22 protein-coding genes and 3 pseudogenes are annotated in these 23,213 nt (G+C 64.4%); 15 read left to right on the top strand and 10 right to left on the bottom strand.

Going from position 1 to position 23,213, the window contains the following annotated elements; all coding sequences use genetic code 11:
* Nucleotides 1-240: 240 nt before the first annotated feature.
* Nucleotides 241-504 carry a DUF6458 family protein gene (locus ACRQ5B_RS05160; RefSeq protein WP_412884570.1) on the bottom strand — a complete coding sequence of 88 codons (264 nt, stop codon included), beginning with the start codon at nucleotides 502-504 and terminating at the stop codon, nucleotides 241-243.
* A 373-nt stretch (nucleotides 505-877) separates the two neighbouring features.
* On the opposite strand from ACRQ5B_RS05160, the gene ACRQ5B_RS05155 reads away from it, so the two are divergent.
* The 5 genes and pseudogenes from ACRQ5B_RS05155 (at nucleotide 878) to ACRQ5B_RS05135 (ending at nucleotide 6,852) form a co-directional block, all read left to right on the top strand.
* The gene (locus ACRQ5B_RS05155; protein ID WP_432397621.1) at nucleotides 878-1,495 is read left to right on the top strand and encodes an alpha/beta hydrolase; all 618 of its coding nucleotides are present in this window, start codon (nucleotides 878-880) and stop codon (nucleotides 1,493-1,495) included.
* Nucleotides 1,496-1,655: 160 nt separating this feature from the next.
* Nucleotides 1,656-2,663 carry a LacI family DNA-binding transcriptional regulator gene (locus ACRQ5B_RS05150; protein WP_432397618.1) on the top strand — a complete coding sequence of 336 codons (1,008 nt, stop codon included), beginning with the start codon at nucleotides 1,656-1,658 and terminating at the stop codon, nucleotides 2,661-2,663.
* Nucleotides 2,664-2,749: 86 nt separating this feature from the next.
* The gene (locus tag ACRQ5B_RS05145; RefSeq protein ID WP_432397615.1) at nucleotides 2,750-3,493 is read left to right on the top strand and encodes an HAD family hydrolase; all 744 of its coding nucleotides are present in this window, start codon (nucleotides 2,750-2,752) and stop codon (nucleotides 3,491-3,493) included.
* A gap of 60 nt (nucleotides 3,494-3,553) precedes the next feature.
* Nucleotides 3,554-5,883 (top strand): annotated as a pseudogene (locus tag ACRQ5B_RS05140) (glycoside hydrolase family 65 protein).
* A gap of 213 nt (nucleotides 5,884-6,096) precedes the next feature.
* Nucleotides 6,097-6,852 (top strand): class I SAM-dependent DNA methyltransferase, encoded by a 756-nt coding sequence (locus tag ACRQ5B_RS05135; RefSeq protein ID WP_432397612.1) that lies wholly within the window; start codon nucleotides 6,097-6,099, stop codon nucleotides 6,850-6,852.
* 204 nt (nucleotides 6,853-7,056) lie between these two features.
* Here ACRQ5B_RS05135 and ACRQ5B_RS05130 read toward each other — a convergent pair whose 3' ends face one another.
* Nucleotides 7,057-8,067, bottom strand: coding sequence for an isopenicillin N synthase family dioxygenase (locus tag ACRQ5B_RS05130; protein WP_412884575.1), 1,011 nt, complete (start codon nucleotides 8,065-8,067; stop codon nucleotides 7,057-7,059).
* Nucleotides 8,068-8,442: 375 nt separating this feature from the next.
* Here ACRQ5B_RS05130 and ACRQ5B_RS05125 point away from each other — a divergent pair, with 375 nt between their 5' ends.
* From ACRQ5B_RS05125 to ACRQ5B_RS05110, 4 genes and pseudogenes are all read left to right on the top strand, one after another.
* Nucleotides 8,443-9,816, top strand: coding sequence for an NAD-dependent succinate-semialdehyde dehydrogenase (locus ACRQ5B_RS05125; protein WP_432397609.1), 1,374 nt, complete (start codon nucleotides 8,443-8,445; stop codon nucleotides 9,814-9,816).
* A 174-nt stretch (nucleotides 9,817-9,990) separates the two neighbouring features.
* Nucleotides 9,991-10,823, top strand: a pseudogene (locus tag ACRQ5B_RS05120) (hypothetical protein).
* Nucleotides 10,807-11,555 (top strand): annotated as a pseudogene (locus ACRQ5B_RS05115) (LamB/YcsF family protein). The pseudogenes ACRQ5B_RS05120 and ACRQ5B_RS05115 overlap by 17 nt, the downstream one beginning before the upstream one ends.
* Before the next feature lie 85 nt (nucleotides 11,556-11,640).
* On the top strand, nucleotides 11,641-12,099 hold the full coding sequence (locus ACRQ5B_RS05110) for a GNAT family N-acetyltransferase (protein ID WP_432398700.1): 459 nt from the start codon (nucleotides 11,641-11,643) through the stop codon (nucleotides 12,097-12,099).
* A 322-nt stretch (nucleotides 12,100-12,421) separates the two neighbouring features.
* Here the strand turns inward: ACRQ5B_RS05110 and ACRQ5B_RS05105 are convergent, their stop codons facing one another.
* On the bottom strand, nucleotides 12,422-12,610 hold the full coding sequence (locus tag ACRQ5B_RS05105) for a hypothetical protein (RefSeq protein ID WP_432397607.1): 189 nt from the start codon (nucleotides 12,608-12,610) through the stop codon (nucleotides 12,422-12,424).
* Nucleotides 12,611-13,373: 763 nt separating this feature from the next.
* Between ACRQ5B_RS05105 and ACRQ5B_RS05100 the strand changes: the two genes are divergently transcribed.
* Nucleotides 13,374-13,853, top strand: coding sequence for an AAA family ATPase (locus ACRQ5B_RS05100; RefSeq protein WP_432397605.1), 480 nt, complete (start codon nucleotides 13,374-13,376; stop codon nucleotides 13,851-13,853).
* A gap of 213 nt (nucleotides 13,854-14,066) precedes the next feature.
* Nucleotides 14,067-14,327: a DUF2750 domain-containing protein gene (locus ACRQ5B_RS05095; protein WP_432397602.1), complete on the top strand. Its 261-nt coding sequence runs from the start codon at nucleotides 14,067-14,069 to the stop codon at nucleotides 14,325-14,327.
* A gap of 140 nt (nucleotides 14,328-14,467) precedes the next feature.
* On the opposite strand, the gene ACRQ5B_RS05090 is transcribed toward ACRQ5B_RS05095, so the two are convergent.
* On the bottom strand, nucleotides 14,468-15,088 hold the full coding sequence (locus tag ACRQ5B_RS05090) for a hypothetical protein (protein WP_432397600.1): 621 nt from the start codon (nucleotides 15,086-15,088) through the stop codon (nucleotides 14,468-14,470).
* 200 nt (nucleotides 15,089-15,288) lie between these two features.
* Here ACRQ5B_RS05090 and ACRQ5B_RS05085 point away from each other — a divergent pair, with 200 nt between their 5' ends.
* The 3 genes from ACRQ5B_RS05085 to ACRQ5B_RS05075 all read left to right on the top strand — a co-directional run bounded on the left by ACRQ5B_RS05085 (nucleotide 15,289) and on the right by ACRQ5B_RS05075 (nucleotide 17,084).
* Nucleotides 15,289-16,038: a phosphotransferase gene (locus ACRQ5B_RS05085; protein WP_432397597.1), complete on the top strand. Its 750-nt coding sequence runs from the start codon at nucleotides 15,289-15,291 to the stop codon at nucleotides 16,036-16,038.
* 117 nt (nucleotides 16,039-16,155) lie between these two features.
* Nucleotides 16,156-16,356, top strand: coding sequence for a hypothetical protein (locus tag ACRQ5B_RS05080; RefSeq protein ID WP_432397594.1), 201 nt, complete (start codon nucleotides 16,156-16,158; stop codon nucleotides 16,354-16,356).
* A 128-nt stretch (nucleotides 16,357-16,484) separates the two neighbouring features.
* Nucleotides 16,485-17,084 carry an NUDIX hydrolase gene (locus tag ACRQ5B_RS05075; protein ID WP_432397592.1) on the top strand — a complete coding sequence of 200 codons (600 nt, stop codon included), beginning with the start codon at nucleotides 16,485-16,487 and terminating at the stop codon, nucleotides 17,082-17,084.
* Nucleotides 17,085-17,175: 91 nt separating this feature from the next.
* On the opposite strand, the gene ACRQ5B_RS05070 is transcribed toward ACRQ5B_RS05075, so the two are convergent.
* The 4 genes from ACRQ5B_RS05070 to ACRQ5B_RS05055 all read right to left on the bottom strand — a co-directional run bounded on the left by ACRQ5B_RS05070 (nucleotide 17,176) and on the right by ACRQ5B_RS05055 (nucleotide 20,509).
* Nucleotides 17,176-17,454 carry a hypothetical protein gene (locus ACRQ5B_RS05070; RefSeq protein ID WP_432397589.1) on the bottom strand — a complete coding sequence of 93 codons (279 nt, stop codon included), beginning with the start codon at nucleotides 17,452-17,454 and terminating at the stop codon, nucleotides 17,176-17,178.
* A 1,565-nt stretch (nucleotides 17,455-19,019) separates the two neighbouring features.
* Nucleotides 19,020-19,268 (bottom strand): PLD nuclease N-terminal domain-containing protein, encoded by a 249-nt coding sequence (locus ACRQ5B_RS05065; RefSeq protein ID WP_432397587.1) that lies wholly within the window; start codon nucleotides 19,266-19,268, stop codon nucleotides 19,020-19,022.
* Nucleotides 19,269-19,464: 196 nt separating this feature from the next.
* Nucleotides 19,465-19,911: an NUDIX domain-containing protein gene (locus ACRQ5B_RS05060; protein ID WP_432397584.1), complete on the bottom strand. Its 447-nt coding sequence runs from the start codon at nucleotides 19,909-19,911 to the stop codon at nucleotides 19,465-19,467.
* Between the two features lie 244 nt (nucleotides 19,912-20,155).
* Entirely contained in the window at nucleotides 20,156-20,509 is a 354-nt protein-coding gene (locus ACRQ5B_RS05055; RefSeq protein ID WP_432397581.1) for an immunity protein Imm33 domain-containing protein, read from the bottom strand.
* 454 nt (nucleotides 20,510-20,963) lie between these two features.
* On the opposite strand from ACRQ5B_RS05055, the gene ACRQ5B_RS05050 reads away from it, so the two are divergent.
* Nucleotides 20,964-21,647: a DUF695 domain-containing protein gene (locus ACRQ5B_RS05050; protein WP_432397578.1), complete on the top strand. Its 684-nt coding sequence runs from the start codon at nucleotides 20,964-20,966 to the stop codon at nucleotides 21,645-21,647.
* A 606-nt stretch (nucleotides 21,648-22,253) separates the two neighbouring features.
* On the opposite strand, the gene ACRQ5B_RS05045 is transcribed toward ACRQ5B_RS05050, so the two are convergent.
* Both ACRQ5B_RS05045 and ACRQ5B_RS05040 read right to left on the bottom strand, forming a co-directional pair.
* On the bottom strand, nucleotides 22,254-22,613 hold the full coding sequence (locus tag ACRQ5B_RS05045; RefSeq protein ID WP_432398699.1) for an RES family NAD+ phosphorylase: 360 nt from the start codon (nucleotides 22,611-22,613) through the stop codon (nucleotides 22,254-22,256).
* A gap of 182 nt (nucleotides 22,614-22,795) precedes the next feature.
* Complete coding sequence (locus ACRQ5B_RS05040; protein ID WP_432397575.1) at nucleotides 22,796-23,143, bottom strand: hypothetical protein; 348 nt, start codon at nucleotides 23,141-23,143, stop codon at nucleotides 22,796-22,798.
* Nucleotides 23,144-23,213: the final 70 nt, after the last annotated feature.

The raw sequence follows: 23,213 nt of genomic DNA, 5'->3' as shown, positions 1-23,213 counted from the left end.
TCGGTGACCGCTGTCACATCGAAGTGGAATTGATTGACTTTATCTTTGATCATGTGGCTTTGTCAACGAAAAACCACACGAACAAAGAATGGGTGTTTTTGGGGGCCGCTGGTGGGCCACCGGGCGGGGTGGGCAGGGCGCTGCTTAAACGCGGGATGCCGGGCCGGACCTGTGCGGTCCGGCCCGGCATCCGGGCGGTGTCATGCGGTTCCTGCGCCCGCCGGAATGGCGGGATTCGGGCTAGATTCCGGCGTCGCGGCTCTCGTTGCGGGTGATGGTCTCGCCGGTGTTGGGGTCAACCACCGAGCGGGTCTCGCTGACGCGGCGGGTGCGGCTGCGGCCGGGGGAGGCCAGGATCAGCGAGGCGATCAGTCCGATCACGCCGACGACCATCAGGATGTACCCGATCATGGTCTGGTCGACGTTGGGGATCAGTCCGGGGGTGATGGCCCAGGCCAGGATGGCACCGAGGGCGATCAGGAAGATGGAGGATCCGATTCTCATTACTTGCTCCTTAGGGGTCCGGATGGACGGTGTCACTGGCTGAGTCTGGTGAAGTCCTGTGGTGCAGTCGGTATCGAAGAGTCCGGGTCGCGACCAGGGCTGCCGCCTGGAGGGGCTGCGGCCAACGCTAAGCATGCTGTCCATTGTCACGCTTCAGCCCGGCACCCCCGGATACAACGATTTGGGCCCCGGTTTGACGGGAAAACCGCAGGTGAGGGCCGTTTTTCGCTCTATTTCCGGGTTTCTGCGCCCCTTCCGGACCGGCGCGGCCCGGACCCGGGGTGCGCCGGTCCGGAAGCGCAGCGGATTTCCGGAATCGGCGCGGCAGGCCCGGCTCGACGGCGGCGGCCCCGGTTCTCGCTAGGCTGGCCGGATGGAGACGGTTGCCTGGTCCAGGCCGGAGGCGGAGCGGGAGGGCACCCCGCTGCTGGTGATGCTGCACGGCTACGGCACGGACGAAACCCGGATGTCCCGGCTGTTCGGCAGCCTGCCGCCTGATTTCACCTGCGCCGCGCTGCGGGGCCCGAAGGTGATCGGCGACGACTACGGCTGGTTCCTGCTGGACTACTTCCTGACCCACGACTTCGCGGACGTGATTTCCGCCGCCAACCGTGTCTTCGCCTGGATCGACTCGGTCAAGGACCGGCACAGCAGCGTCACCCTCCTCGGTTACTCCCAGGGCATGGCGATGGCCAGCACCCTGCTGCGCCTCCGCCCCGAAGGCTTCCGCGCCGCCGTCGGACTTTCCGGGTTCGTGCTGGAGAACGAACTGCTGGCCATGAGTGAATCGTTCGACGCCCGCCCACCGTTCTTCTGGGGCCGGGACAAGGAGGATGTCGTGATCAACGACGCCGCCACCGAACACACGGCGGAGTGGCTGGAAGAGCACACGCAGCTCACGGCCCGCAGCTACCCCGGGATGGGGCATTCGATCTCGGCAGCCGAGCTGGTGGACGTGGGGGCGTTCCTGAGGCACTACGTCCTGCAATGACGGAGGCCGGCCCCGGCGGATAATCCATTCGATGGCCCGAATCCGGGTACTTGCGCCCTGTTTTTATAAGCGTTTACACTCTAATTTGGCCAATTTGATCGGCCCACTACTTGCTGGGGAGAAAGGTCTAGGCCCGTGTCGCATGGCTAAGGCACCGCGCGTGACCATCCAGGACGTGGCAGCCCTCTCCGGGCTCTCGATCTGCACCGTCTCCCGTGCACTCCGCAACCTCCCCAATGTGTCCGAGAAGGCGCAGGCCAAGGTCGCGGACGCGGCAGGCAAGCTGGGCTACCGCGCATCCAGCGCAGCCTCCCGCCTGGCCGGAGGCTCCACCGGCGCCGTCGCCATCATCGTCCCCACCGCCACCGCGTGGTTCTTCGCACAGGCCGTCGAGGCCGCGGAAGAGGTCTTCGCCGACAGCGGCTACGACACGGTGCTGATCAGCCTCCGGAACCGCCCCAGCGTGCAGCGCAAGCTGTTCGGTGACCTGGCCGGACTGGCCCAGCGCGTGGACGGGGTGCTGCTGCTGAACGTGGCCTTGGACGCCGCCGAGGTCGCGGCCCTGGAGGACTCCGGCCTCGCCGTCGCCAGCGTCGGCATGCAGTCCGTGCCCTGGGACAACGTCGGGATCGACGACGAGGAAGCGGCGCGGAAGGCCACCGGCCACCTCCTGGACCTGGGCCACTGGGACCTGGCAATGCTGGCCGGCACGGAGCCGCCGTCGAGCACCGTGGTCACCGCGGACGCCCGGCGCCGCGGCTTCGAACGGGCGCTCGCGGAGCACGACCTGACGCTGGACCCGGACCTGGTCCTGGATGCCGGCTCCAGCATCGAGGGCGGCCGCCGGGCCATGACCGAACTGGTCGAGAACCGCAGGCTCCCCTCGGCGGTCTTCGCCGGCTGTGACGAAACGGCCTTCGGGGCACTGATGGCCCTGCGCGACCTGGGCATGTCGGCACCGAAAAACGTCTCGATCATCGGGATCGACGACCATCAGATGAGCTGGTTCCTGGGCCTGACCACCGTGGCCCAGCCGGTCGCGGACCAAGGCGCCTTCGCCGCGAACCTGCTGGTGGAACGCCTGCTCCGGCCGGAGCCGCCGGCCCGCACCGCACACCTGCTCGAGACCAAGCTGGTGGAGCGGCGCAGCACCCGCCGACGACGCTGACCACACCCCGGCCGCGGCCGGGCAGCAGACCACCGGCTCCACCCACCCCTGTATCTCCACATCCGTCTGGAAGGACACCCGAACCCATGACTGCCACTTCCCCCGAGGCCCTGCCGGCCGACGCCTTCGCCGGCGCCTCCGCCGTCCTTTTCGACCTCGACGGCGTGCTGACACCCACCGCGGTAGTCCACGAGCGCGCCTGGCAGGAACTCTTCGACGGGTACCTCAAGGACGTCCCCGGGGCGCAGGCCTACCGGGAGAGCGACTACTTCGACCACATCGACGGCAAGCCCCGCTTCGACGGCGTCCGCGACTTCCTGGCCTCCCGGGACATCGTGCTGCCCGAGGGCCCGGCCGACGACGACCCGGCCCACGACACCGTGCACGGCCTGGGCAACCGCAAGAACAAGGTGTTCAACGACATCGTCGCCGCTGGCGGAGTGCAGCCCTACGAGGGCTCGGTGCGCTTCATTGAGGCCGCGCTCCAGCGCGGACTCAAGCTTGCCGTCGTCTCCTCCTCCCGCAACGCGGTCCCGGTGCTGAAGGCCGCGGGACTCTCGGACTACTTCCCGGTGGTGCTCGACGGCGTCGTCGCCCTCTCCGAAGGCCTGCCCGGCAAGCCCAGCCCAGCCACGTACCAGTACGCGGCCCGGCTCCTGGAGCTGCCGAGAGAGGAATGCATTGTCGTCGAAGATGCCGTCTCCGGTGTCCAGGCTGGAAGCGCGGGGAGCTTCCACTCGGTCATCGGCGTGGACCGGGGAGCGGGCCGCCAGACCCTGCTCGACGCCGGTGCCACCCTCGTGGTCAGCGACCTCGCCGAGCTGCTTTAGCCCGGCCCGCCTCCGCCACCCCACCCGCACCAGACCCTCCGCCCCAGAAGGACCCCCACCATGGCTCTCATCACCTCGGACCGCGCCAGGTTCCCCAACGACCCCTGGCAACTCGTGGAGACCGCCCACGTCCCCGGCAACGCCGGCACCCTGGAGACCCTGTTCAGCCTCGGCAACGGCCACCTCGGCATCCGCGGCGCGCACTGGGCCGCCGCCGACGCCGAACTGCCCGGCAGCTTCATCAACGGCTTCCACGAAATCTGGGATATCAAGCACGCGGAGAACGCCTACGGTTTCGCCCGCACCGGCCAGCGGATACTCTACATCCCGGACGCCAACAACTTCGCGGTGGTGATCGACGGCGAGATGCTCAGCCTGGAGGAGTCCACCGTCCTGGACTACCGGCGCAGCGTGGACTTCGCCACTGGCATCTACGAGTGCCGGATCGTCTGGCAGTGCCGGTCCGGGTCCACGGTGACCACCACCGAGCGCCGCGCCGTGGGCTACCAGGCCCGCGGCACCCTCGGCATCTCCCTGGAGGTTTCCGCCGACCGCGAGATTTCCGCGGACGTAACCTCCGCCGTCGTCAACCGCCAGGACCAGCCGGTGGAGGACCACTCCTCGCACGACCCGCGCCGCGCCGGCCGGCACGCCGGGCGCGTGCTGCTGCCGCTGCGGCTCGACGGCGGCGACGGCTCGCTGCGCCTGTCCTGGGAGGCCGCGGAGTCCCGGCAGCGACTGGGCATGGCCGTGGACCACTGGACCTCCGCCAACGTCCAGCCCTTCGACACCCAGGTGGACCAGGACGACAGCAGCGTCCGTTACGTCCTGGCCGTCAACCCTGATGAGCCGTTCCGGCTGGAGAAGAGCGTCAGCTACGCCGTGGCGCGCAGCGTGGACGAGGATCCGGCGGAAACCGCCGAGCGCGAGCTGTTGCCGGTGGAGGACATCTTCGCCCAGAGCGAGGCCCACTACAGCGACTACTGGACCACCAGCGACATCGTGGTGGGTGGCCGGTCCGAGCTGCAGCAGGCCATCCGCTGGAACCTCTTCCAGCTGGCCCAGGCCACGGCCTGCGCGGACGTCGCCGGCATCCCGGCCAAGGGCGTCTCCGGCTCCGGCTACGACGGGCACTACTTCTGGGACCAGGAGGTCTACCTCCTGCCCTACCTGACCTACACGAACCCGCACAACGCCCGGCAGGTCCTGGAATTCCGGCACGAACTGCTGCCCGAGGCCCGGGTCCGGGCCAAGGAACTCAGCGTGGACGGCGCGCTCTTCCCCTGGCGCACCATCAACGGCCTGGAGGCCAGCGCCTACTACGCCGCCGGCACCGCCCAGTTCCACATCGCCGCCGCGATCGCCTTCGCCACCAACCGCTACATCTGGGCCAGCGGGGACGCGGCCTTCCGCGAAACCCAAGGCTCCGAGCTGCTGATCGAGACCGCCCGCATGTGGGCCTCGCTGGGCTTCTTCGGCAAGGACGGACTGTTCCACATCCACGGCGTTACCGGCCCGGACGAGTACACCGCCGTCGTCAACGACAACCTCTACACCAACGTCATGGCGCGCTTTAACCTGCGCGCCGCCGCGGCGCTGGACCACCCGGGAATCGACGACGCCGAACGTGAGGTCTGGGAGCAGGCCGCCAACCGGATGCACCTGCCCTACGACGGCGACCTCCAGGTCTTCTCGCAGGACAACGACTTCATGAGCCTGGAGCCGTGGGACTGGAACACCCCCGCTCGAAGTACCCGCTGCTGTTGAACTTCCACCCGCTGGTGATTTACCGGCACCAGGTGCTCAAGCAGGCGGATACGGTGCTGGCGATGTTCCTGCAGTGGCAGGACTTCAGCGCCGAGGAGAAGCGCAGGGCGTTCGACTTCTACGACCCGATCACCACCGGTGACTCCACCCTGTCCGCCTGCGTGCAGGGAATCATGGCGGCCGAGGTGGGCTACGGCAAGGCCGCGCTGGACCACTTCCTGCACGCGGTTTACATCGACCTGGACGACACCCACGGCAACACGATCGACGGCGTCCACATCGCCTCGACCGGCGGCGTGTGGAGCTCGCTGGTCAGCGGGTTCGCCGGCCTCCGGGACCAGGGTCAGGTGCCGTACTTCGATCCGCGGCTGCCCGCCGAATGGGATTCGCTGGACTTCCACCTGAAGCTCCGCGGCGGACTGCTGCACGTGCAGCTGGACCACCGGGAGCTGCGGCTGGCCATGGTCGAGGGCGGCCCGCTGGAGGTCGACGTCCGCGGTGAACGCCGCACCGTCGGGACCGACGCCGTGTCCTTCGTCGTGCAGCCGGTGGAGAGCCCCGAGCCGACGGTCTTCCCCGGCCCGGCGACGGCGTCCATTCCGGTAATCCACGCGGCGGGGTAGGGGAGCGGAGGGCTGGCTCCTCCACGCGTACCCTTCGCGCCCGCCTCCTCGTGCCGCTCCACGCGCCCTCGCGCCCGTTTCGACGGTTCCCCGCGGATTCGACGCTTCTGAGCGTCTATCCGGCAGGGCACCGTCGAAACGGCGGGGCTGAAGCGCGTTCCCGGATCAGCCGGCTTCCTTCCGGACCGGGGTTCCGGGTGCAATAGTGGCGGGATGATCAACCAGCAGCAACTCTGGGACACCGAAGCCGCCTCCCGCTATGACACGCCCGGCGAGGGGATGTTCGCCCCGGAGGTGCTCGAACCGACCGTCGCGGTCCTTGCGGAACTTGCCGCCGGGGGACGCGCCGTCGAGTTCGCCATCGGAACCGGCAGGGTGGCCCTTCCCCTTGCCGCGGCCGGCGTCCCGGTGACCGGCATCGAGCTCTCCGACGCCATGATCGCCAGGCTCCGGGAGAAGGCCGGCCCGGAGGAGATTCCCGTGGTGCGGGGTGACATGGCGGAGGCCTCGGCGGGGCAGGGGTTCGCCCTGGCCTTCCTGGTGTTCAACACCATCTCCAACCTCCTGACGCAGGAGGAGCAGGTCCGGTGCTTCCGGAATGCCGCCCGGCATCTGGCCCCCGGCGGATGCTTCGTCGTCGAACTCTGGGTGCCGCAGCTGCGCTCGCTGCCGCCCGGCCGCGGGGGAACCGTGGAGGTGAGCGAGCCCGGTTACCTGCTGGTGGACACCTATGACGTGCTCCAGCAGCTGGTGGTCTCCCACCATGTGCGGTTCGATCCGGACGTCTCCGGCGGCCGCGAGGCACGGATGGGCCGCACCCCGCACCGGTACATCTGGCCGGCCGAGCTGGACCTGATGGCGCGGCTGGCCGGCTTCGAATCGGAATCCCGTTGGGCGGACTGGGACCGGAGCGAGTTCACGGCGGACTCCCGGAGCCACGTCTCGGTCTACCGCCTGCCCGAGCGCTGAGGCCTGCCCGCTACGTCTCGAGTTGGGCCCGGCGTCGTCGAACTAGCCGCACCTCCGCCCGCTTCGACGGTTCCCCGCGGATTCGACGCTTCTAAGCGTCTACCTGGCAGGGAACCGTCGAAACGGCGGGAGCGAGCGGGGTCGACGACGGCGGGAGCGTGCGCCCCGAGTGTTCGGCAGGGGACGGAAGCGGACCCGCGGAACCTACCCCTGCAGGTCGGCGTGGTGGATGGCGGCGACGTTCGGGTGCGCCCGCAGCCGGTAGCGCAGCGCGTTATCGCCGTACGTCTCCAGGATAGGGCTGTCGGTCGGGTCCACGGACAGGCCGCGGGCCTTGGCCTGATACTCCGGGTTCATGGCAAGCTGCGGCATGGCGGCGTCCAGCGCGGGGTTGTAGAAGAAGGGCAGCGAGATCCGGTCCGTGCCCTTCGCCGGGGAGATGACCCGGTGCAGCGTGGCCTTGAGGTAGCCGTTGGTGGCCAGCTCCAGCATCTCGCCGATGTTCACCACGAACGTCCCGGGCACCTGCGGCGCGTCTATCCACCGACCCTGGTATTCCACCTGCAGGCCGCCCTTGTCCGGTTCCACCAGCAGGAGGGTGAGGACGCCGCCGTCGCGGTGCGAGCCCACGCCCTGCTTGGGTTCGTCGCCGGATTCGCCCGGGTAGCGGACGATCTTCAGCATTGGGAACGCGCGGTCACCGAAGGCGTCGTCGAAGCTGTCCTCGGGGGCGCCCAGGGACACCGCCAGTGTGCGGAGCAGGTTCAGCGAGATGGTGCTCAGCCGGTCCGTCCAGGCCGCCACGACGTCGCGCATCCCGGGTAGCTCTGCCGGCCACAGGTTCGGGCCCTCCAGCCGCCAATAGTCGGCGACGCCGTCGCCCGGCTCCACCGCGGCCCGCTCGACGCCGATGTCGATCTGCTCGCGCCAGTCGACGGCCCGGTCCGTGAGCTCGGCGCCCATCCGGGTGTAGCCGCGGAACTGCGGACTGTGGATGTTCTCCACGGCGAGCTTCTGCTCCTCCGGCAGGTCAAAGAACCGGCGGGACGTCACGAGCATGGCGTCCACCAGATCCTGCGGGATGCCGTGGCCGGAAAGGTAGAGGAACCCGACGTTGTGCATGGCGTCGCGGAGTTCGTCCCGGAACCGGGAGGCTTCCTCCGGCCCGGCGTTCAGCCGGGAGTAGTCCAGAACGGGGAGTGATTCGAGTGACACGGTCCTATAGCCCTTCGTGGCGCGATGTGGAAATCGAAGTCCTTAATTTCTTCAACGTTACGACCGGATGCCCCCGGCGGCAGCACTGCATTTCGAAATGCGTCACCGCCTTGTGCGGGCCCGAGCGATGCGGTATTTCCGACGACGACGGCGCGTCCCGCGGCGCGTCCCGCGGCGGACCCGCCGCCGGCGTGCAGGAGATCACGGTTGGAATACAGCCGGGGACCGCGCGGTTGCCGCCTAAAGGATGGGCCGCGCACCTGCTGCGGCCAGTCTTCACCCGGGGCGGGGACCGCCGCGCGGCGCCGCATCGGCGTCGTTCGCGGCCCGCGCCCACACCGGCTCAACCCAGCCAGAAACGGAGATGGTGGACCAATGACTGCCTACAAGACAGTGAACCCCGCGACCGGAGAGACGGAAAAGGAATTTCCGCTCGCAACCAAGCAAGAGGTCGAGACGGCGCTCGCCGCCGCGCAGCAGGCGTTCCTCGAGTGGCGCAAGGCGCCCGTGGAAGAGCGCACCAAAGTCATCGCCCGGGTCGCCGAGCTGTACCGGGAACGCCAGGACGAACTGGCGCGCCTGATCGCCAAGGAAATGGGCAAGCCCGTGGTCGAAGCCCGCGGCGAGGTCAAGCTGGTCGCCTCGATTTACGACTACTACGCCTCCGAGGGCCCCGAATTCCTCAAGGACGAACCGCTGGAGGTCAAGGGCGGCGGCGACGCACTCGTGCGCTCCACCCCGATCGGCCCGTTGCTGGGCATCATGCCGTGGAACTACCCCTACTACCAGGTGGCCCGCTTCGCCGCGCCCAACCTGGTCCTGGGCAACACCATCCTGCTCAAGCACGCCGGCAGCTGCCCGCAGTCGGCGCTCGCGATCGAAAAGATCTTCCATGACGCCGGGCTGCCGAAGGGCGCCTACACCAACCTCTTCCTGGACAACGACCAGGTGGCGGAGATCATCGCGGACTCCCGCGTCCAGGGCGTGTCCCTGACCGGCAGCGAGCGGGCCGGTGCGGCCGTGGCCGAGGTCGCCGGACGCAACCTCAAGAAGTACGTCCTCGAACTGGGCGGCAGCGACCCGTTCATCGTGCTCGACTCCGATGACCTGGACGCCACCGTCAAGGCCGCCGTCGGGGGCCGCATGGGCAACGCCGGCCAGGCCTGCACCGCCTCCAAGCGGTTCATCGTCCTCGAAGACCTCTACGAGCCCTTCGTGGAGAAGTTCACCGAGCGGATGGCCCGGATCAAGCCCGGCGATCCCCAGCAGGAGGACACCCGGTTCGGTCCGCTGTCCTCCCAGAGCGCCGCGGACGGCCTGGTCGAGCAGATCCAGGACGCCGTGGACAAGGGTGCCACCCTGCGCACCGGCGGCCACAAGGTGGACGGCCCCGGCGCCTACGTGGAGCCCACCGTCCTGACCGACGTTACCCCGGAGATGCGCGCGTTCTCCGAGGAGCTGTTCGGCCCCGCCGCTGTCATCTACAAGGTTGCCAGCGTCGAGGAAGCGATCGACCTGGCCAACGGCTCGCCCTACGGCCTGGGCGGATCGGTGTTCAGCGCCGACCCCGCGAAGGCCCAGGACGTCGCCGACCAGCTGGACACCGGCATGGTGTTCATCAACTCGGTGGCCCAGACCCAGGCGGACATGCCCTTCGGCGGCGTGAAGCGCTCCGGCGTTGGCCGCGAACTGGGCCGCTTTGGCATGGACGAGTTCGTCAACAAGAAGCTCATCCGCACCCCGCGCTAAACGCCGACGGCGCGACCGGCCGCCGTGCGAAAAGCTTCGGCGCTACCGGCTCTTCACGGCCGCGGACGGGGGCAACTGCCTCCGTCCGCGGCCGTCGCCGTGCCCGGTTCGGGCGTGGCCTGGTCTTTAACCCTGGACAACGTTCAGCACCCTTATGGTTTATGAGAGGCGATGATGGCCAAGCGCAGCAACCCGGCGATGAAGATTGCCCAGCAAGCCGCCCACAGCGCGATGTTCGACGCCGAGGGCAAGCCCAAGCCCGGCGTGCACAACGTGCTCCTGCGGGCCGTGGAGATCCAGCGGCCGCTGGTCCTGGCGAACCTGCGGCGGCTGCAGAAGAAGCACCCGCACGCCAGCGCCGCGCAGCTCGCAGCGATCCTGGAACGCAACTACCTCATGGCCGTCACCGGGGGAGGTGCCCTGGTGGGCGGCTCCGCCGTCGTCCCCGGCGTCGGAACCGTGGCCGCGCTGGGGCTCTCCGCCGCCGCGACCGCCGGCTTCCTGGAAGCCACCGCCCTGTTCGCCACGTCCCTGGCCGAGCTGCACGGCGTGCGGCTGGAGGACCCGGAGCGCGCCAGCACCCTGGTCATGGCGATCATGCTCGGCGAGGAAGGCACCACGCTGCTCAGCTCCCTCAGCGGCCAGGCCGCGGGCCAGGGCAAGGGCCCCACCCAGGCCTGGGGTTCCCTGTTCGCCCGGCGTGCCCCCTGGCCGGCTTCGGCTCGGTCCGCGAGCAGATCCAGCGGGCCTTCCTGCGCAACCTGCTCAAGCGGCAGGGCACCGCATTCCTCGGCCGCGCGCTGCCGTTCGGCGTCGGCGCCGTGGTGGGCGGTGTCGGCAACCGCATGATGGGCCGCGCCGTGATCGAGAACGCCAAGGAGGCCTTCGGCCCCATGCCCATCACCATTCCCGGCGACCTGCACTCCGCTGACCTGAACACGGCGGACATGAACACGGACGACGCCGGAACCGGCCTGAAAGGGGCGCGCGGTGGATCTGAACGCTGACCTCGGGGAGTCGTTCGGCTCCTGGACCATGGGCGACGACGCCGCAATGTTCCCGCTGGTCACCAGCGCCAGCGTCGCCTGCGGGCAGCACGCCGGCGACCCGGTGACCATGCTGGACACCTGCCGCGCGGCCTACGAACTCGACGTCCGCGTCGGCGCCCACCTGGGCTACCCGGACCTGGGGGCTTCGGCCTGCGCGCCATGGACATCAGCTTCGATGACTTGTTCGGCTCGGTGCTGTACCAGCTCGGGGCGCTCGACGGCGTCGCGCACGCCGTGGGTGCCTCCGTGGACTACGTCAAGGTCCACGGCGCGCTGTACGACCGCACGGTCCACGACGAGGAGCAGGCCTCCGCCGTCGTCGCCGCCGTCCAGGCCTACGATCCGGGCCTGCCGGTCCTGGGGCTGGAGGGGTCCGCCCTGCTGCGACTCGCCGCCGATGCCGGCAGCCCGGTCTTCCACGAGGCCTTCGCAGACCGCGCCTACCGTCCGGACGGCACGTTGGTGCCGCATCTAGAGAACGACGCCTTCATCGAGGACCCGGACGAGATCGTGCGGCGGGCGGTGCGGCTGGCGCTCAAGGGCGAGGTCGAAGCGATCGACGGGACCGTAGTGAAACGCACCCCGCACTCACTCTGCCTGCACGGCGACACCCCCGGCTCGGTGGCCGTGGCCGCCGCCGTCCGCTCCGCGCTGGAGCAGGCCGGCGTCGAGCTCGAGTCCTTCGCATAGGAACCGTTTGGACGCCGTCCCGCGCACGACCCCGGTCCGGACCGCGGACCTTAACGGTCCGGATGCTGCTGCGGCCGGCCGACTTGTGGCTGCCTACCTGGTGGAAACCGAGCGGGAAAAGACCGCCCGCCTGTGCGGACCAGCTTTTCCCGGGGTACTTCCGGAGCGGTATCGGCGTGAGGTTGAGAACCCTGCGCGGGCCTACTCCGGCGCGGCCGTCCTCGTGGCGGACTCGGGTTATGGTCCGGCCGGTGTGATCAGCGTGCACCGCGCGTGCGCGGCCTGGGAGATCAAACGGGTCTGGGTTGATCCAGCATCCCGTGGCCAGCGGGTCGGCGCCGCCCTGCTGGACGCCGCCCTAGAGTTTGTCGCCGCGAACGGGCACGATCCCGTACGGCTCACGGTCTGGGACTGGCGGGAAGACGCTATCCGGCTCTACCGCCGGGGCGGATTCGTCCCCGTTTCGTCCTGGGAGGACAGACCCCGGCTGCTCTGCATGGAGCGGCCTGCGGTAGGGCTGGGTTGGCCGGACACGCTGAGGTAGCTTTCAACCGGACTTATGATCGGGCCGACAACGCCGGAGTGCATGCCCCTCGCCGCCACCTTCTGCGATCGTTTGTTAGCCTTCGGGAAGTTTCCGACGCAGGCTGCCCTTGCCTCGGAACGCGACATTCAATCAGAAAGCCTTGAATCAGAAACGCCCCGGTGTTGGCCCCGTTCCTTGAGCCCGGCCCGCACTGTCGAGAAGATCCCGATGCCCATGGCTATGGCGGTAAACCAAAGGCCCTGCGATCCCTGCAGGGCAAGAGTGACTGAGACGATCAGGAGCAGACCGGCAAGCGATAGGAATGCCCATCGTCCCGCGGTCACCGTTGCCCCCGTTCGGTAGATGGACGGGCGGTGAAGTACCGAAGGATCAGCGTCAGGCCTATCGGTACGGAGATGATGCCGCTGACAAGGCGGACACTTTCCACCGGCGTCCATGTCAGGAAAATTGCCGCCCAGAGCAGGAAGAAAACTCCTGCAATGAGCCTCAGCGGCGAGGATTTTCTCATTGCATACTCCTTTCGCACGGAATCTGGTCGGGACTTCCGGAGCCAGCACGCGTTTCTGACATCTCGCGAGCCTATCTACGGCAACCGAGGACGCAAGTCACAGCTAAGACTCCACGGCCCACGGCAAGTACCGGCCGTCTGGACCGTTGGATTTATGCGCAACCGTCATAGGCGACAGCATTCGCGGGCTTGTCTGAACTGCCGCGCACACTGGCGTCCGCAACTCAATCCCAAGGCATTGGAGTGCGGGACGCGCATCCGGGTTGTCCCTTTCCTGGCCAGTCGCGGCCGAAAGAGCGGTTGCAAGGACACCGTTTAGGGGTGTTCGGATTCTTCAGCACCCGAAAGCGGGCGGGTTTTATCGTGGGGCTGTAATCGAGAGTTGCCCCGGCCAGCACGGCGAGTGCAGCTTCGCTGACGAATAGCTCCGCCCCGGGGCACCCGTATCTAGCGTCGGAGTCAGTGCCCCGGGCCCTAGTGAAGACATATGTGTTTCCACAACAGCCGCCGTCCTGGATGTCTACTCGTGCTTGACCTCCCATGAGTTCCAACTGGCGAATGGCCGCGGCTGTAACAGTAAATGGTGGGAACACGGTCTCTGCCATGCCGGTCACTCTAATCCATGCGGAATTGCTGCGCGGCCAAGTTCAAGTGGCGGTATTTTTTACGGCGGTGTTTATCGGCCAACCTCGGCCGGGCGGCGAGGCTCAGCCCCGTACTCTGACCACCCGCCTGCGTAAAGTCGGCCCCGGCCGAGTCCTGCGTGCTCGAGGGCGAGCAGGTTGTGGCAGGCAGTGACGCCAGAGCCGCAGTAGGAGATGACGGTGGCCCGTCTTCGATCCAGGCCGCATGGGATAAGGGCCCGCGTACTATGCCCCTGGACGCGGAGACTCAGCGCGCGATCGAGGCAGCACTTCAGGACCGCTTAGTCGCAGCAGTCAAGGCTGGCGCAGATATCGTCCTCGACTTTTCTTTTTGGTCCCGAAGGATGCGCGAGGATTATCGCAACCTGCTAAGGCCGCTTGGTGTTGAGCCGGAAACCATATATTTGGCAACACCAAGAGCTGTCGCCCTCGCACGCATTCGCGCCCGTAGGGCAGAACATGCAGATGACTTCTATCTGAGCGAAGAAATGGCCGCGCAGTACTTTGATCAGTTCGAGGTCCCAACAGAGGATGAAGGACCACTGACGGTCGTAGCCGAACCTCAGGCGGACTCACAGGGCACCACACGAGCCCTTTAAACTTGCGACCGTTAGCCGATCCCTCAATGGGACGTGTGTTCTGGAAGTCTCTTTCAGAGCCAATTGAGGGTAGTCACTTAAGCTGTGCGTGTGAGTATCAGCGCAGCCCAGGCGATCCATTTCTACCAAGAGGTCATCCTGCATCAGCAAGTCTGGGGAATTCGTGATTCCGGCGGCTTCCCTGCACCCCGCAATGGAGATGGCTAACGCAGCATGCCGTTCTGGTCGCTCCGAAGCAGAGCCGAGAAAGTGATCAGTAGCATTCCGGCGTATAGCGCGTTCGAAGTAGCGGAAATCCCTCTTGCTGTGTGGCGCACACGGTGGATTGACGGACTCGACCGAGATGGCATTCTCGTGGGTCTAAACTGGTCGGGCGATCGCGCAACGGGGTACGACATTCCGCCGCTTGAAGTCCGCGCCCGGCTCGAGGCCAGTGAACGGACCCCAACAGAAACAATAAGATCGGTCCGCTAAAGGATCCCCGAACGGACGTGAGATCGTCCGATAATCCATCGGCTCACGGGAGCCGGTGTAGCTGCGGATCGCTCCGATACCTGCCCGTGTGTGGGGTCCTCAGCGGGTTGGAGCTTAGGATCTGGGGACCAAGAAATTGATCACTCAGGAGCGACGCTGATATGTGAAGCATCTAGCTGGGCGTTGATGTTGACGGAGTCTTCGCCGCACGTGAGCCGGAGGCTGCCGTCCATGAAGACAAGGTGGCAGTCCCGGTCCTTGACTCGCGGGAAACCAGCCAGCTCGTCGGCGCTACGGTGCATGACGTAGTGAAACTCGTCGTACCTGGTGTAGATCCTTACGACCTCGCCGTCGAACCCATCCTGGGTCAGGAGTACGGACTGGCCAGTAGGAGCCTTCAGCTCGACATCGTCGCCGATGCCGGCAGCGCCGAGATAGGCGACAAGAACGACTACTGCCAGATAGGGCGCCGCCAGGATGGAGGCGGCACAGGCTGACCACCCCAGGCTTCGCCGTAGCCACCGCTGGCGGATGCGGCCTATCAGCGAGGAGGCAAGCAGAAACGAGCCCACACCGCCTCCAAGCAGACTTACCAGCTGAATCCATCCAGTAATCTCGGAGCCGGAAACACCTCGGTAAAAGAAGACGATTTGCCGGCCAGCGGCGTCCGAGGCGGGCGCGGCCCAAATTACCGTTGCCCACCAGAAGGCGAAAACGGCCGCAACAACAAGCGCCGCGCCCCAGCCTTCACGCCGCGTCATTCATTGTCCGCCGGGGACGGAATCCGCCTAAAAATCAGTTTCATATCTCCCCCAAGACCGCAGTTTCTTTTATGCCGATCTTAGACAACCGGACGCTCTGCTGTTCATGTGTCCCGTTGAGGGATCCTCAGCGGGAATCATGTTGGTCCGGCCCGGGCTTTGGCTTGGCCAGCCCGTTGGCACGCAGTAGCCTTCTTCGGGTGAACGAAGAAGCTGAAAAACTTTCCGGGGGCAACGCCTCCGAAAGTGTTGTTCGTATCGGCAATACGGTCCGCAAACCGTGGCTGGAAAACTCTGCCACTGTCCAGGAGTATCTGAAAGCTCTACATATGGCTGGCGTTGACGTTCCCAAACCCCTGGGCAAGGACCACGCTGGGCGGCATGTCACCGAGTTCGTCGAGGGTGTCTCTGCGATGGATCAGTTGCCCCTGGGGCAGGGTGACCTCGTGCGTCTCGGACGTTTGATTCGCCGGATTCACGATGCCAGCGAAGGCTTTAGCGTCCCGGATACGACCGGATGGAACGTCTTGCTTCCCGCCGAGAATCCCAACCTGATGTGCCATAACGACTTGGCCCCCTGGAACCTCATTATGGGTGAACGATGGGTGTTCATCGATTGGGACGCGGCGGGCCCGAGCACGCGTCTCTGGGACCTCGCATATGCAGCGCAGTCCTTTGGAATGCTCTTTGAAGGCCAACCGGTTCCAGCTGCAGCCGCCAGGCTCCGCGCTGTTGTCGACGGTTATGGGGCTGACGAGCTCCTACGGAAAGCGTTGCCCGAGACCCTGGGAAAGAGGACGGCGGCCATGCACGAGTTGCTGAAGTCCTCCCATGAAACCGAATTCCAGCCTTGGGCCGACATGTACGTCAACGGACACGGTGCGCACTGGGGTACTGCGGCTGACTATGTCGTACGCAATCAGGACGCTTGGAGACAGGCCCTGACCTAGATTGCGGCTGGCCTGCAGGGCCCGATAAACGATCCCCTTCCGCGCGGAACGATGCGACAAACAGCGCCGTAAGAACACCGCCATTTATCGATCTGGCCTTTGGCCTAGGCTTGGCTCATGAATAACTCCAAGAGAGCTACGCTCATTTGGTCGCTGGGGGCAGTTATTTTTTCTCTCCTAGGCGTCTATACCGCGATGGCTTCCGCCGGCACCTGGTATCTCGTGCTTTCGGCCGTCATTCTTCTTCTGGCAGGCGTTGTCTTTGCTTCAAAAGCAATCCTGACCATTCGCGCGGCTGAAAAGCCCAGCCGTTCATAGTCAGGTATGCCTTCACGGTCACTGCCGATCGTTGCCGTCATCCTCTCCTTCGCTGCCTTGGGCGCATCAGCTTCGCTTGTCGTCGCGGCACGCATTGAGACTGTTTAACCACTCTGAGAAGGAGAACTGTGCTTGCCAGCGACACCTGGAAGAAGATCCGAACGACGACCGCCTACAAAGGCTTTGTGACGATCAACCGTCAAACCTATGAAGAACCAAGTGGAGCCGTGACCGACTGGGACGTCATTGCCGGCCGTGACTCTGCAGCGACACTTGCATTCACACCCGCAGCAAGCCACGTCGTCCTTTTCGAACAGTTCCGCGTTGGACCCGAGAAGTCACTCCTCGAACTCCCCGGGGGATACCTCAACAGCGACGAGCAACCCATGGATGCAGCGCTTCGAGAGCTAAGAGAAGAAACCGGCTACCACCCAGAATCAGCCTTCTACGCTGGTTCAGAATGGTTTGCTGCAAACTCGTCACGACGTAAGCATCTTGTAATCGCGGCTAACGCATCCGAAGAATTTGCAACGACCTGGGATGAGTCTGAATCCGGCCACGTGCACCTTCTTCCTATCTCGGAACTCATGGATTTTCTTGTCAGCGGAGAACTCACCGACGCTGGTCTTGCTTGCCGCGGCCTTGCAGCTCTCGCACGCAGCAATCCCGAAACGGAAGTTCTTGCAGATCTACGTGATTGCATCCGCCAACTTCTAGTGGCCCCTTAGTAGCTGCGGCGCATCAGTCCTATGTGCTCCGGCCCCAAAGGGGAAGCGTCCCTCGACCATTCACTGAAGGATCCTTTACCGAACACTGCGGTCACCCGGCGCCATGGCTACAGGAGTCAACGACACCGCGGGCGGTCCCCCTCAGTTCATTCGCCGTTGGCGGTTGCCTCGATCCAATCGACTGCTTCGTCGGAGAGGTAAATTCCCTCGGGTCCCCGTCCGCGATCCACCAGGCGTCCGATGTCACAGTGCCGCCGGCGGCCGCCGCGATCTTGTTCTCCACATCTGCGGCGATAACCTCACCGTTGTGTTCGATTAACCACGCTCGTGCCTCGGCGTCTAATTTTGGCCACCACTCGATGGTCTTCATCCTGCAATTCTCAACCTTGGTGCAGCGGATGGAAAGTCGCCAACTGTCCAAGGACCCCTGTCCGCAACCGTCAAAAACAACGGGTCAGTACACTACCGATCATCGCCGGTCTGGTTTCTTCTACGGGTCTTGGTCCGGGCGGCATTCCGTGATCCCTTTCGAGTCCCACACGCTGTGCCCGTAAGCCCATCCTTCGCCGGACACGCCAGCGCTAGTTGAAGCGTCCGGTACCCGTCCCCATGGGGGGATCGATGATTGCCCCTTCGCCCGCCGCATAGATTTTCAGACGTCCAGGTCCACCACTGCTAGCGTTTGCCGCGTGGATAGATCTACATGGCATTCACCCGCTCCAGCCCGAGGCGACAAGACTTGGACTCGCCTTGCCGAACTCGTCGCAACTAATGACTTCCTGCTGCACGGTTCGCAGACATCAGGCTTGTCCATGCTCACCCCAAGAGCGCCTCTCGATCTCAGCCTAGACGAATTCTCGAAAACGATGGCCATATATGCGACCGAAGACCCCACCTGGGCTATTGCGTACGCCATCCGATCATCCTCATGCCGCCGATTTTTGAACGCCTGCTTCTATCCCGGAGCAGCCGCCGGGCACTGGGCTGAACGGCGCATCTTTCTCTCATTCGCTTCAACTGAGGACGGCCAAGCGCCTACGAGGGCAGGGGTGGTGTACGTACTTCCGAGCAAGAGTTTCACAAGGATGCCCAGCTACACCGACCCTGTTCTCGGGCCCATCACTGAGTGCCAGTTCATCAGCACCGAGCCCGTTCCTGTCCTGGCCGAAATATCGGTGGAGCCCCAAAACTTGCCCCTCACGCCGGCGCTCCATGACTTCGAAGCCGTATCGCATCGCGCGTCTGCCAACCCGCTGGGATTTCCATGGCACGACTGAGCATGGAACGCTTTCTGTCTTCAACACGTCCGTAAGCCGATCCCTGAACCGACGCTTCACCGCCGGGCAGCGTGATAAAAATTCTGCCCAAGCTCCTAATCGTGTTGATCGAAACCGTCCAGTCGCAGCCTGATTCTCGCTGAACTAGGTTCGACGATGAACCCCAGGCGGCCGAGGGCGGCCCGCTACCAGCCACGCCAGCGCGCCCACCACACTTCCAAAGACGAGGAGCACCAGCCAGATATCCCTGCTGAAGGTTCGCATCTCTCTTTCGTCCGTTTGGATGAAGTTGACCAGGCTGTAGCCCCATATCGCCACGCACGGGATGAGGACCAACCAAGGCAGCCATGAGGCGGCACCTGCCATGTTCATAGGATCAGTATGCGTCATTACTTGTTGGCCAGCAGCCGGCCATTCGGACCAAAATTGGGCAGGCAGGGAACGTGAGCGTAAGCGCTCAGTCACCAGAAGCAGAGGGCGGCCCACTGTCCGTAAGCCGGTGGTTCAGCGGGCACCAAGGTGCCCGTATGAGGATCCTCCAGCGGACGGCTCAGTGTCGCGGTGGACCACCGGTATGGGGGCTCGGTTGAGGTCGGAGAGAATCCAGCCCTCCTTCAACGGTGCCCCACGCCGGGGTGCAGAGGGCCAATGTGCACGCTTAGGAACTGGTTTTTGACGTGTCGGACGCGCTGCGTCCGGCAATGAACCAAAGGAGAGGGCCTAGTGCAGGGACGGCAAATACGATCAGGATCCACAGCACGGTGCCGGCTGGAGTCAGTTTCCTGCTCCGCACGATGCTCACCAACGCAGTGACGAATAGCCCGACGAGAACGAGGCCGGCTAAGAGGACGGATGTCTCACCAGTCGTCGGAATGATCGGATTGGTATTTTCGAGTCCGGCTTGCATCCAGAACACATGTCCCCCAACATTTCGTTATTGCAGTGTTTATGCACTCGGGCCTGAACCTGACACGCTACCTCTGACCCGCTCACGAACAACAGTCAGCCGTCTGCGCCGAGTCCTTTGCACGAAGGACTCGCACATGCTCAAAATTGTGCCCGAATTTCCAGCGGTTGATGACTTGATGCCCGGTAAGGATCCTCTACCGAACAGGAATTTGCGCAACCATGGAGCCGAGAAGGCCCCCGAATCCTGCCGCCAGAACGTGGGCATCTGTCAGCGGGATCCACCAGCAGGTCCAGACAGCCTCCGACCTGCCGTGTGAAGGATCGGGTTCTCCCGCTACCCATCTCTCTGCAATGTCAGCGTCGGTCAGTCTCATCTCAAAGTAGTGCCGCACGGCTATCTCGTCGCGTCCTGGACGTAAGTCGTATTCCTGCACCCCGATGTGGCGAATCACTTGTCCCTGACGGCCGGTCTCTTCGAAAAGTTCTCTGACAGCGGCTACCTCCGGCGACTCACCGGCATTGATTGAGCCTGCTGGCACTTGGACGCCAGTCAGAGCCATGGGTTGATGGTCGTGGGTGAAGACTAAGAGGTGATTGTCGTGTACGACATAGCAGACGACTTTTGCGACTTCACGGGGCATCGTTGCAGTCTACGGAACTCACCGTTGTACGCCGTTAGGAGCGCCCAACTTCATTTCCGCACTGAGCCGTTTTCGCGGCAGCGGAGTCGATTAGTCGACTTAGTGTGCATCGTCTGTCCACGGTTCCAACCTTGCCAAGCGTCCCATAGTCAGTTGCATCACCGTACGCTCCGGCGTCCGTTTAGGGATGCTCAACCGGGCGGTGAACGCGGGTGAAGCCTGAGCCCGCGTCATCGCCCTTTGATCAGACGTCCAGCAATGAATCGTCATACCAGACGTCTTCGTAGCCAGGTGCCAAGAGGAAGCGCCACCCCGGCGGCAAAGCGAGATAGGGAATGACTTCCGGGCACAAGCTATCCAGATGCTCGATGTGCAACGGGACAAAGAAGTCGTGCACGGTTCCTATCTCTTCGCCCCGCCAGATGAACCAGCCGCTGGTCCCTGTAGCGGCGGGATGCCTCAGGCCATTGAGTGGGAGAACATCACGTAATCGCACGTTTTCGGCGACTCCTAGCTTCACTCCGTACGAGGGCGGTGCTGGCACAGCCCCGAACCTGGCGGTTAGCTGGATCTGGGCAGAAAGGATCAAATCATGCACATCAAGAATCTTCGCCTATAAAAGCAGGAATACCTGCCAGTTATTCGCTCCACCCCACCGCAAACCCATGAAGCTACAAAACCGCAGGTTGTAAGGGATAAGCCTTCGTGCAATTCTTTACGCCATGCGCCTTTTCCGTAGGAAAGAACCGTCAGCTCCCCTGCACCCTATCTCTGCCTTCTGGGAGTGGTGGGTAAGGGAGGGCCACGTGCTCGATCCCCGGAACCAATCGCCTGCTATTGAACAGCTGAGTCAGGGGGTTGCAGCGATCCATCCGGACCTGACATGGCACTTCGGCGCCGGAAGCGAGTCCGAACACCGGCTCACTGTGTCGGCTAACGGAACAGCGGAGGTGCGGCCCTCGGCCCAGCGATGGCTCCGTGCTGCCCCGCCTGCAGATCCGACTTGGGAGTTCCGTTCGAGCCAAGAAGCAGACCCGAACGCTCTAGGCACCGTGTTGGAGATCGCAGGCAGTAAGCTCGATCTGTCGAAAACCGGGTTCCGCGTCGAAACCGCCGAGGAGGAGTTCAGGGTCCATATCGGGGTGTACCACCCGGTGTTTCGGGACCTTCCGGAGTCCACAAGACTGCAAGTGTCATTCCTCGTTCTTGACTGGCTTCTCGGCGAGGATGACGTCGAGCGGTGGCTGGGCCAGATTGAGGCACTTACAGTGCCTTCGGCGGACTCCACCAACGGCGACGGCGTCCTCCGCGCCGTCGAGTCGATCGCCGAACGCCACGACCCTGATAAGTGGACACTATCCGGATGGGAAGACGCCAATGGCACTCCCGCGTTCGCGAGCTTTAGAAGATCTCTGCGCTGGATCGACCACCCGACTCTTGACGTTCACCACGGTGTCCATGCTTCGTTTGCATCCCAAGACAATGGACTTCCAGCCGACGGGGCCGCGCTCGACTCACTCCGAAGCCTCGAGGATGAGCTGGAATCGCTGCTTGGTCCTCGTGGTCTGGTCATTGGCCACGAGACCGCCTCCGGACGTCGCACCTTCCACGTCTACACCGACGGCGAGGACCAAAACGTAGCAGCCGGGCTGTCCGATTGGGTTCGAGCTCGACATCTTTCCATCGAGTCTGCCCCTGACCCGGCTTGGCGCCGCGTACGCCAGTTCACAGGCTGAGATCCGCAACGGGCCTGCCGGCGAACCTCGGGGTGGCAGCCCGAGCGCGCCCGCAGAAGGATCCCGCAACGGGCGGCTATCGCACTGCACCCCAGAAAGCCCGAAAGTCGTCACCTACTCCGTATTCTGGTGCGCGTTTCATCTGAAGAGCGTTGTCCGGTCGGCGCTCCGGGAACGTCGGCGTCGCATCTGCGGTTCGTTTGCGCCGAGAACGAGCCAATTCCCTCGGTGCGCCTTCCCTTACATAAACTGCAGCGATGGCGCACGCTTTCGCAATCATCATGCTTCCTCCTGATGGCCGGCTCGGGCCGAAGTAGAGAAGCCACTCCGCTACAGAACAAACCTTTGCAAGTTCGTCGTCGGAACACGATAGGACCCAGTTGGCAGTTTCGTCTTCACCGTATTCGTGCAGATCTCGGGCCATGTAAGAAGTTGGTGCATTCAACATATGGAGACGGTACCTCAGGCGCCCTTTCGGGGATCCGCTACCGGGCGGGTTTTGCTCGAACAGCGGGCGCTCCGTCGGAATTCCACGTGAAGAGTGTGAGGTGCCATAGGTGCGGTTGCTTTCGTGATGGGTCTATTAGCCCGTTGGCCCCTAAGCGCTCAAGGGTTTCGCGGACTTTCCACGAAGGAGGGGTTCCGCCGCCGGCAAGTTCGTTCTGCCAGTCTGCCGCTGCGTCGGCAGGATCGATCCCGATCGATCCCGATTGATTTCAAGGCGTTGTGATCCCGAAGGTCGATGATTCGACGTGCTTCCACATCGAACTGCAGGACGTCGAGTTCTGGGGTGCGCTCGTTGGAATGAGCGATCATTGCGGCTGCGCCGCCATCCCGCGATGAGCTGAGGTAAAGCGTTGGCACGTCCGGTGGTGAATAGCGGCCGGCCGACCGGGGCCCGGCTAGTGCAGCATCCTGGTAGGCAGGATCAACTGCACGAAAGAACGTTCCGGTCACTGTTCGCATCACTGCATCGTCCGCGGTGACGATTGGCTCGGCGTGTTGCGTATCCATTGATTCCTTTCCCCCGAAGTTCCACTAGTAGGCCGAGCCTCTCATGGTCCGCGATGAATCGCCTTAACGGCGCCCGGTAAAGGATCCTTTACCGGGCGCCCCGCGGCTATGGACCGCCCAATGCGAAGAGGTGTTTAGCGAGGAAACCTGATAATCCAGTTGATCAGCAATGCAGCCACAACAACGATCGGAAGCAACGCCGGCAACAGCCGCTCGCGTCGAGCAAGCGCAACAAGCCCAAACCCAGCACCCACCAAGACGGTTGCTCCCGAGAGTAAAACCAGCAGCCCAAAGAACAGTGAGGTAGTTTCAACTTCCCGGCATGAAGCAACCCCTGCCGGATAGCCATACTCCGGCGGGCACTGAAGCCAGAAGGCTTGCGCGCAGTATGCGGGAAGTCCGATACCCAGAGCAATCACCCCAAGCAGCAGCGCTGTCGTGCCGAATGTTCTACGTTCACCGCGATGTCTCCAATCCCCCATCCCGAGAACCCTACGGCAATGAAGCTTCCTGCCCGTAGGACAGTCCTCACCCGCCCGCCGGCGCTTGGGC

This window comes from Pseudarthrobacter sp. L19 (assembly GCF_050859435.1).
In the GTDB taxonomy this organism is placed as follows: domain Bacteria; phylum Actinomycetota; class Actinomycetes; order Actinomycetales; family Micrococcaceae; genus Arthrobacter.
Note: the sequence above shows the minus strand (reverse complement) of the source record. Positions and strands in the feature narration are given on the sequence as shown.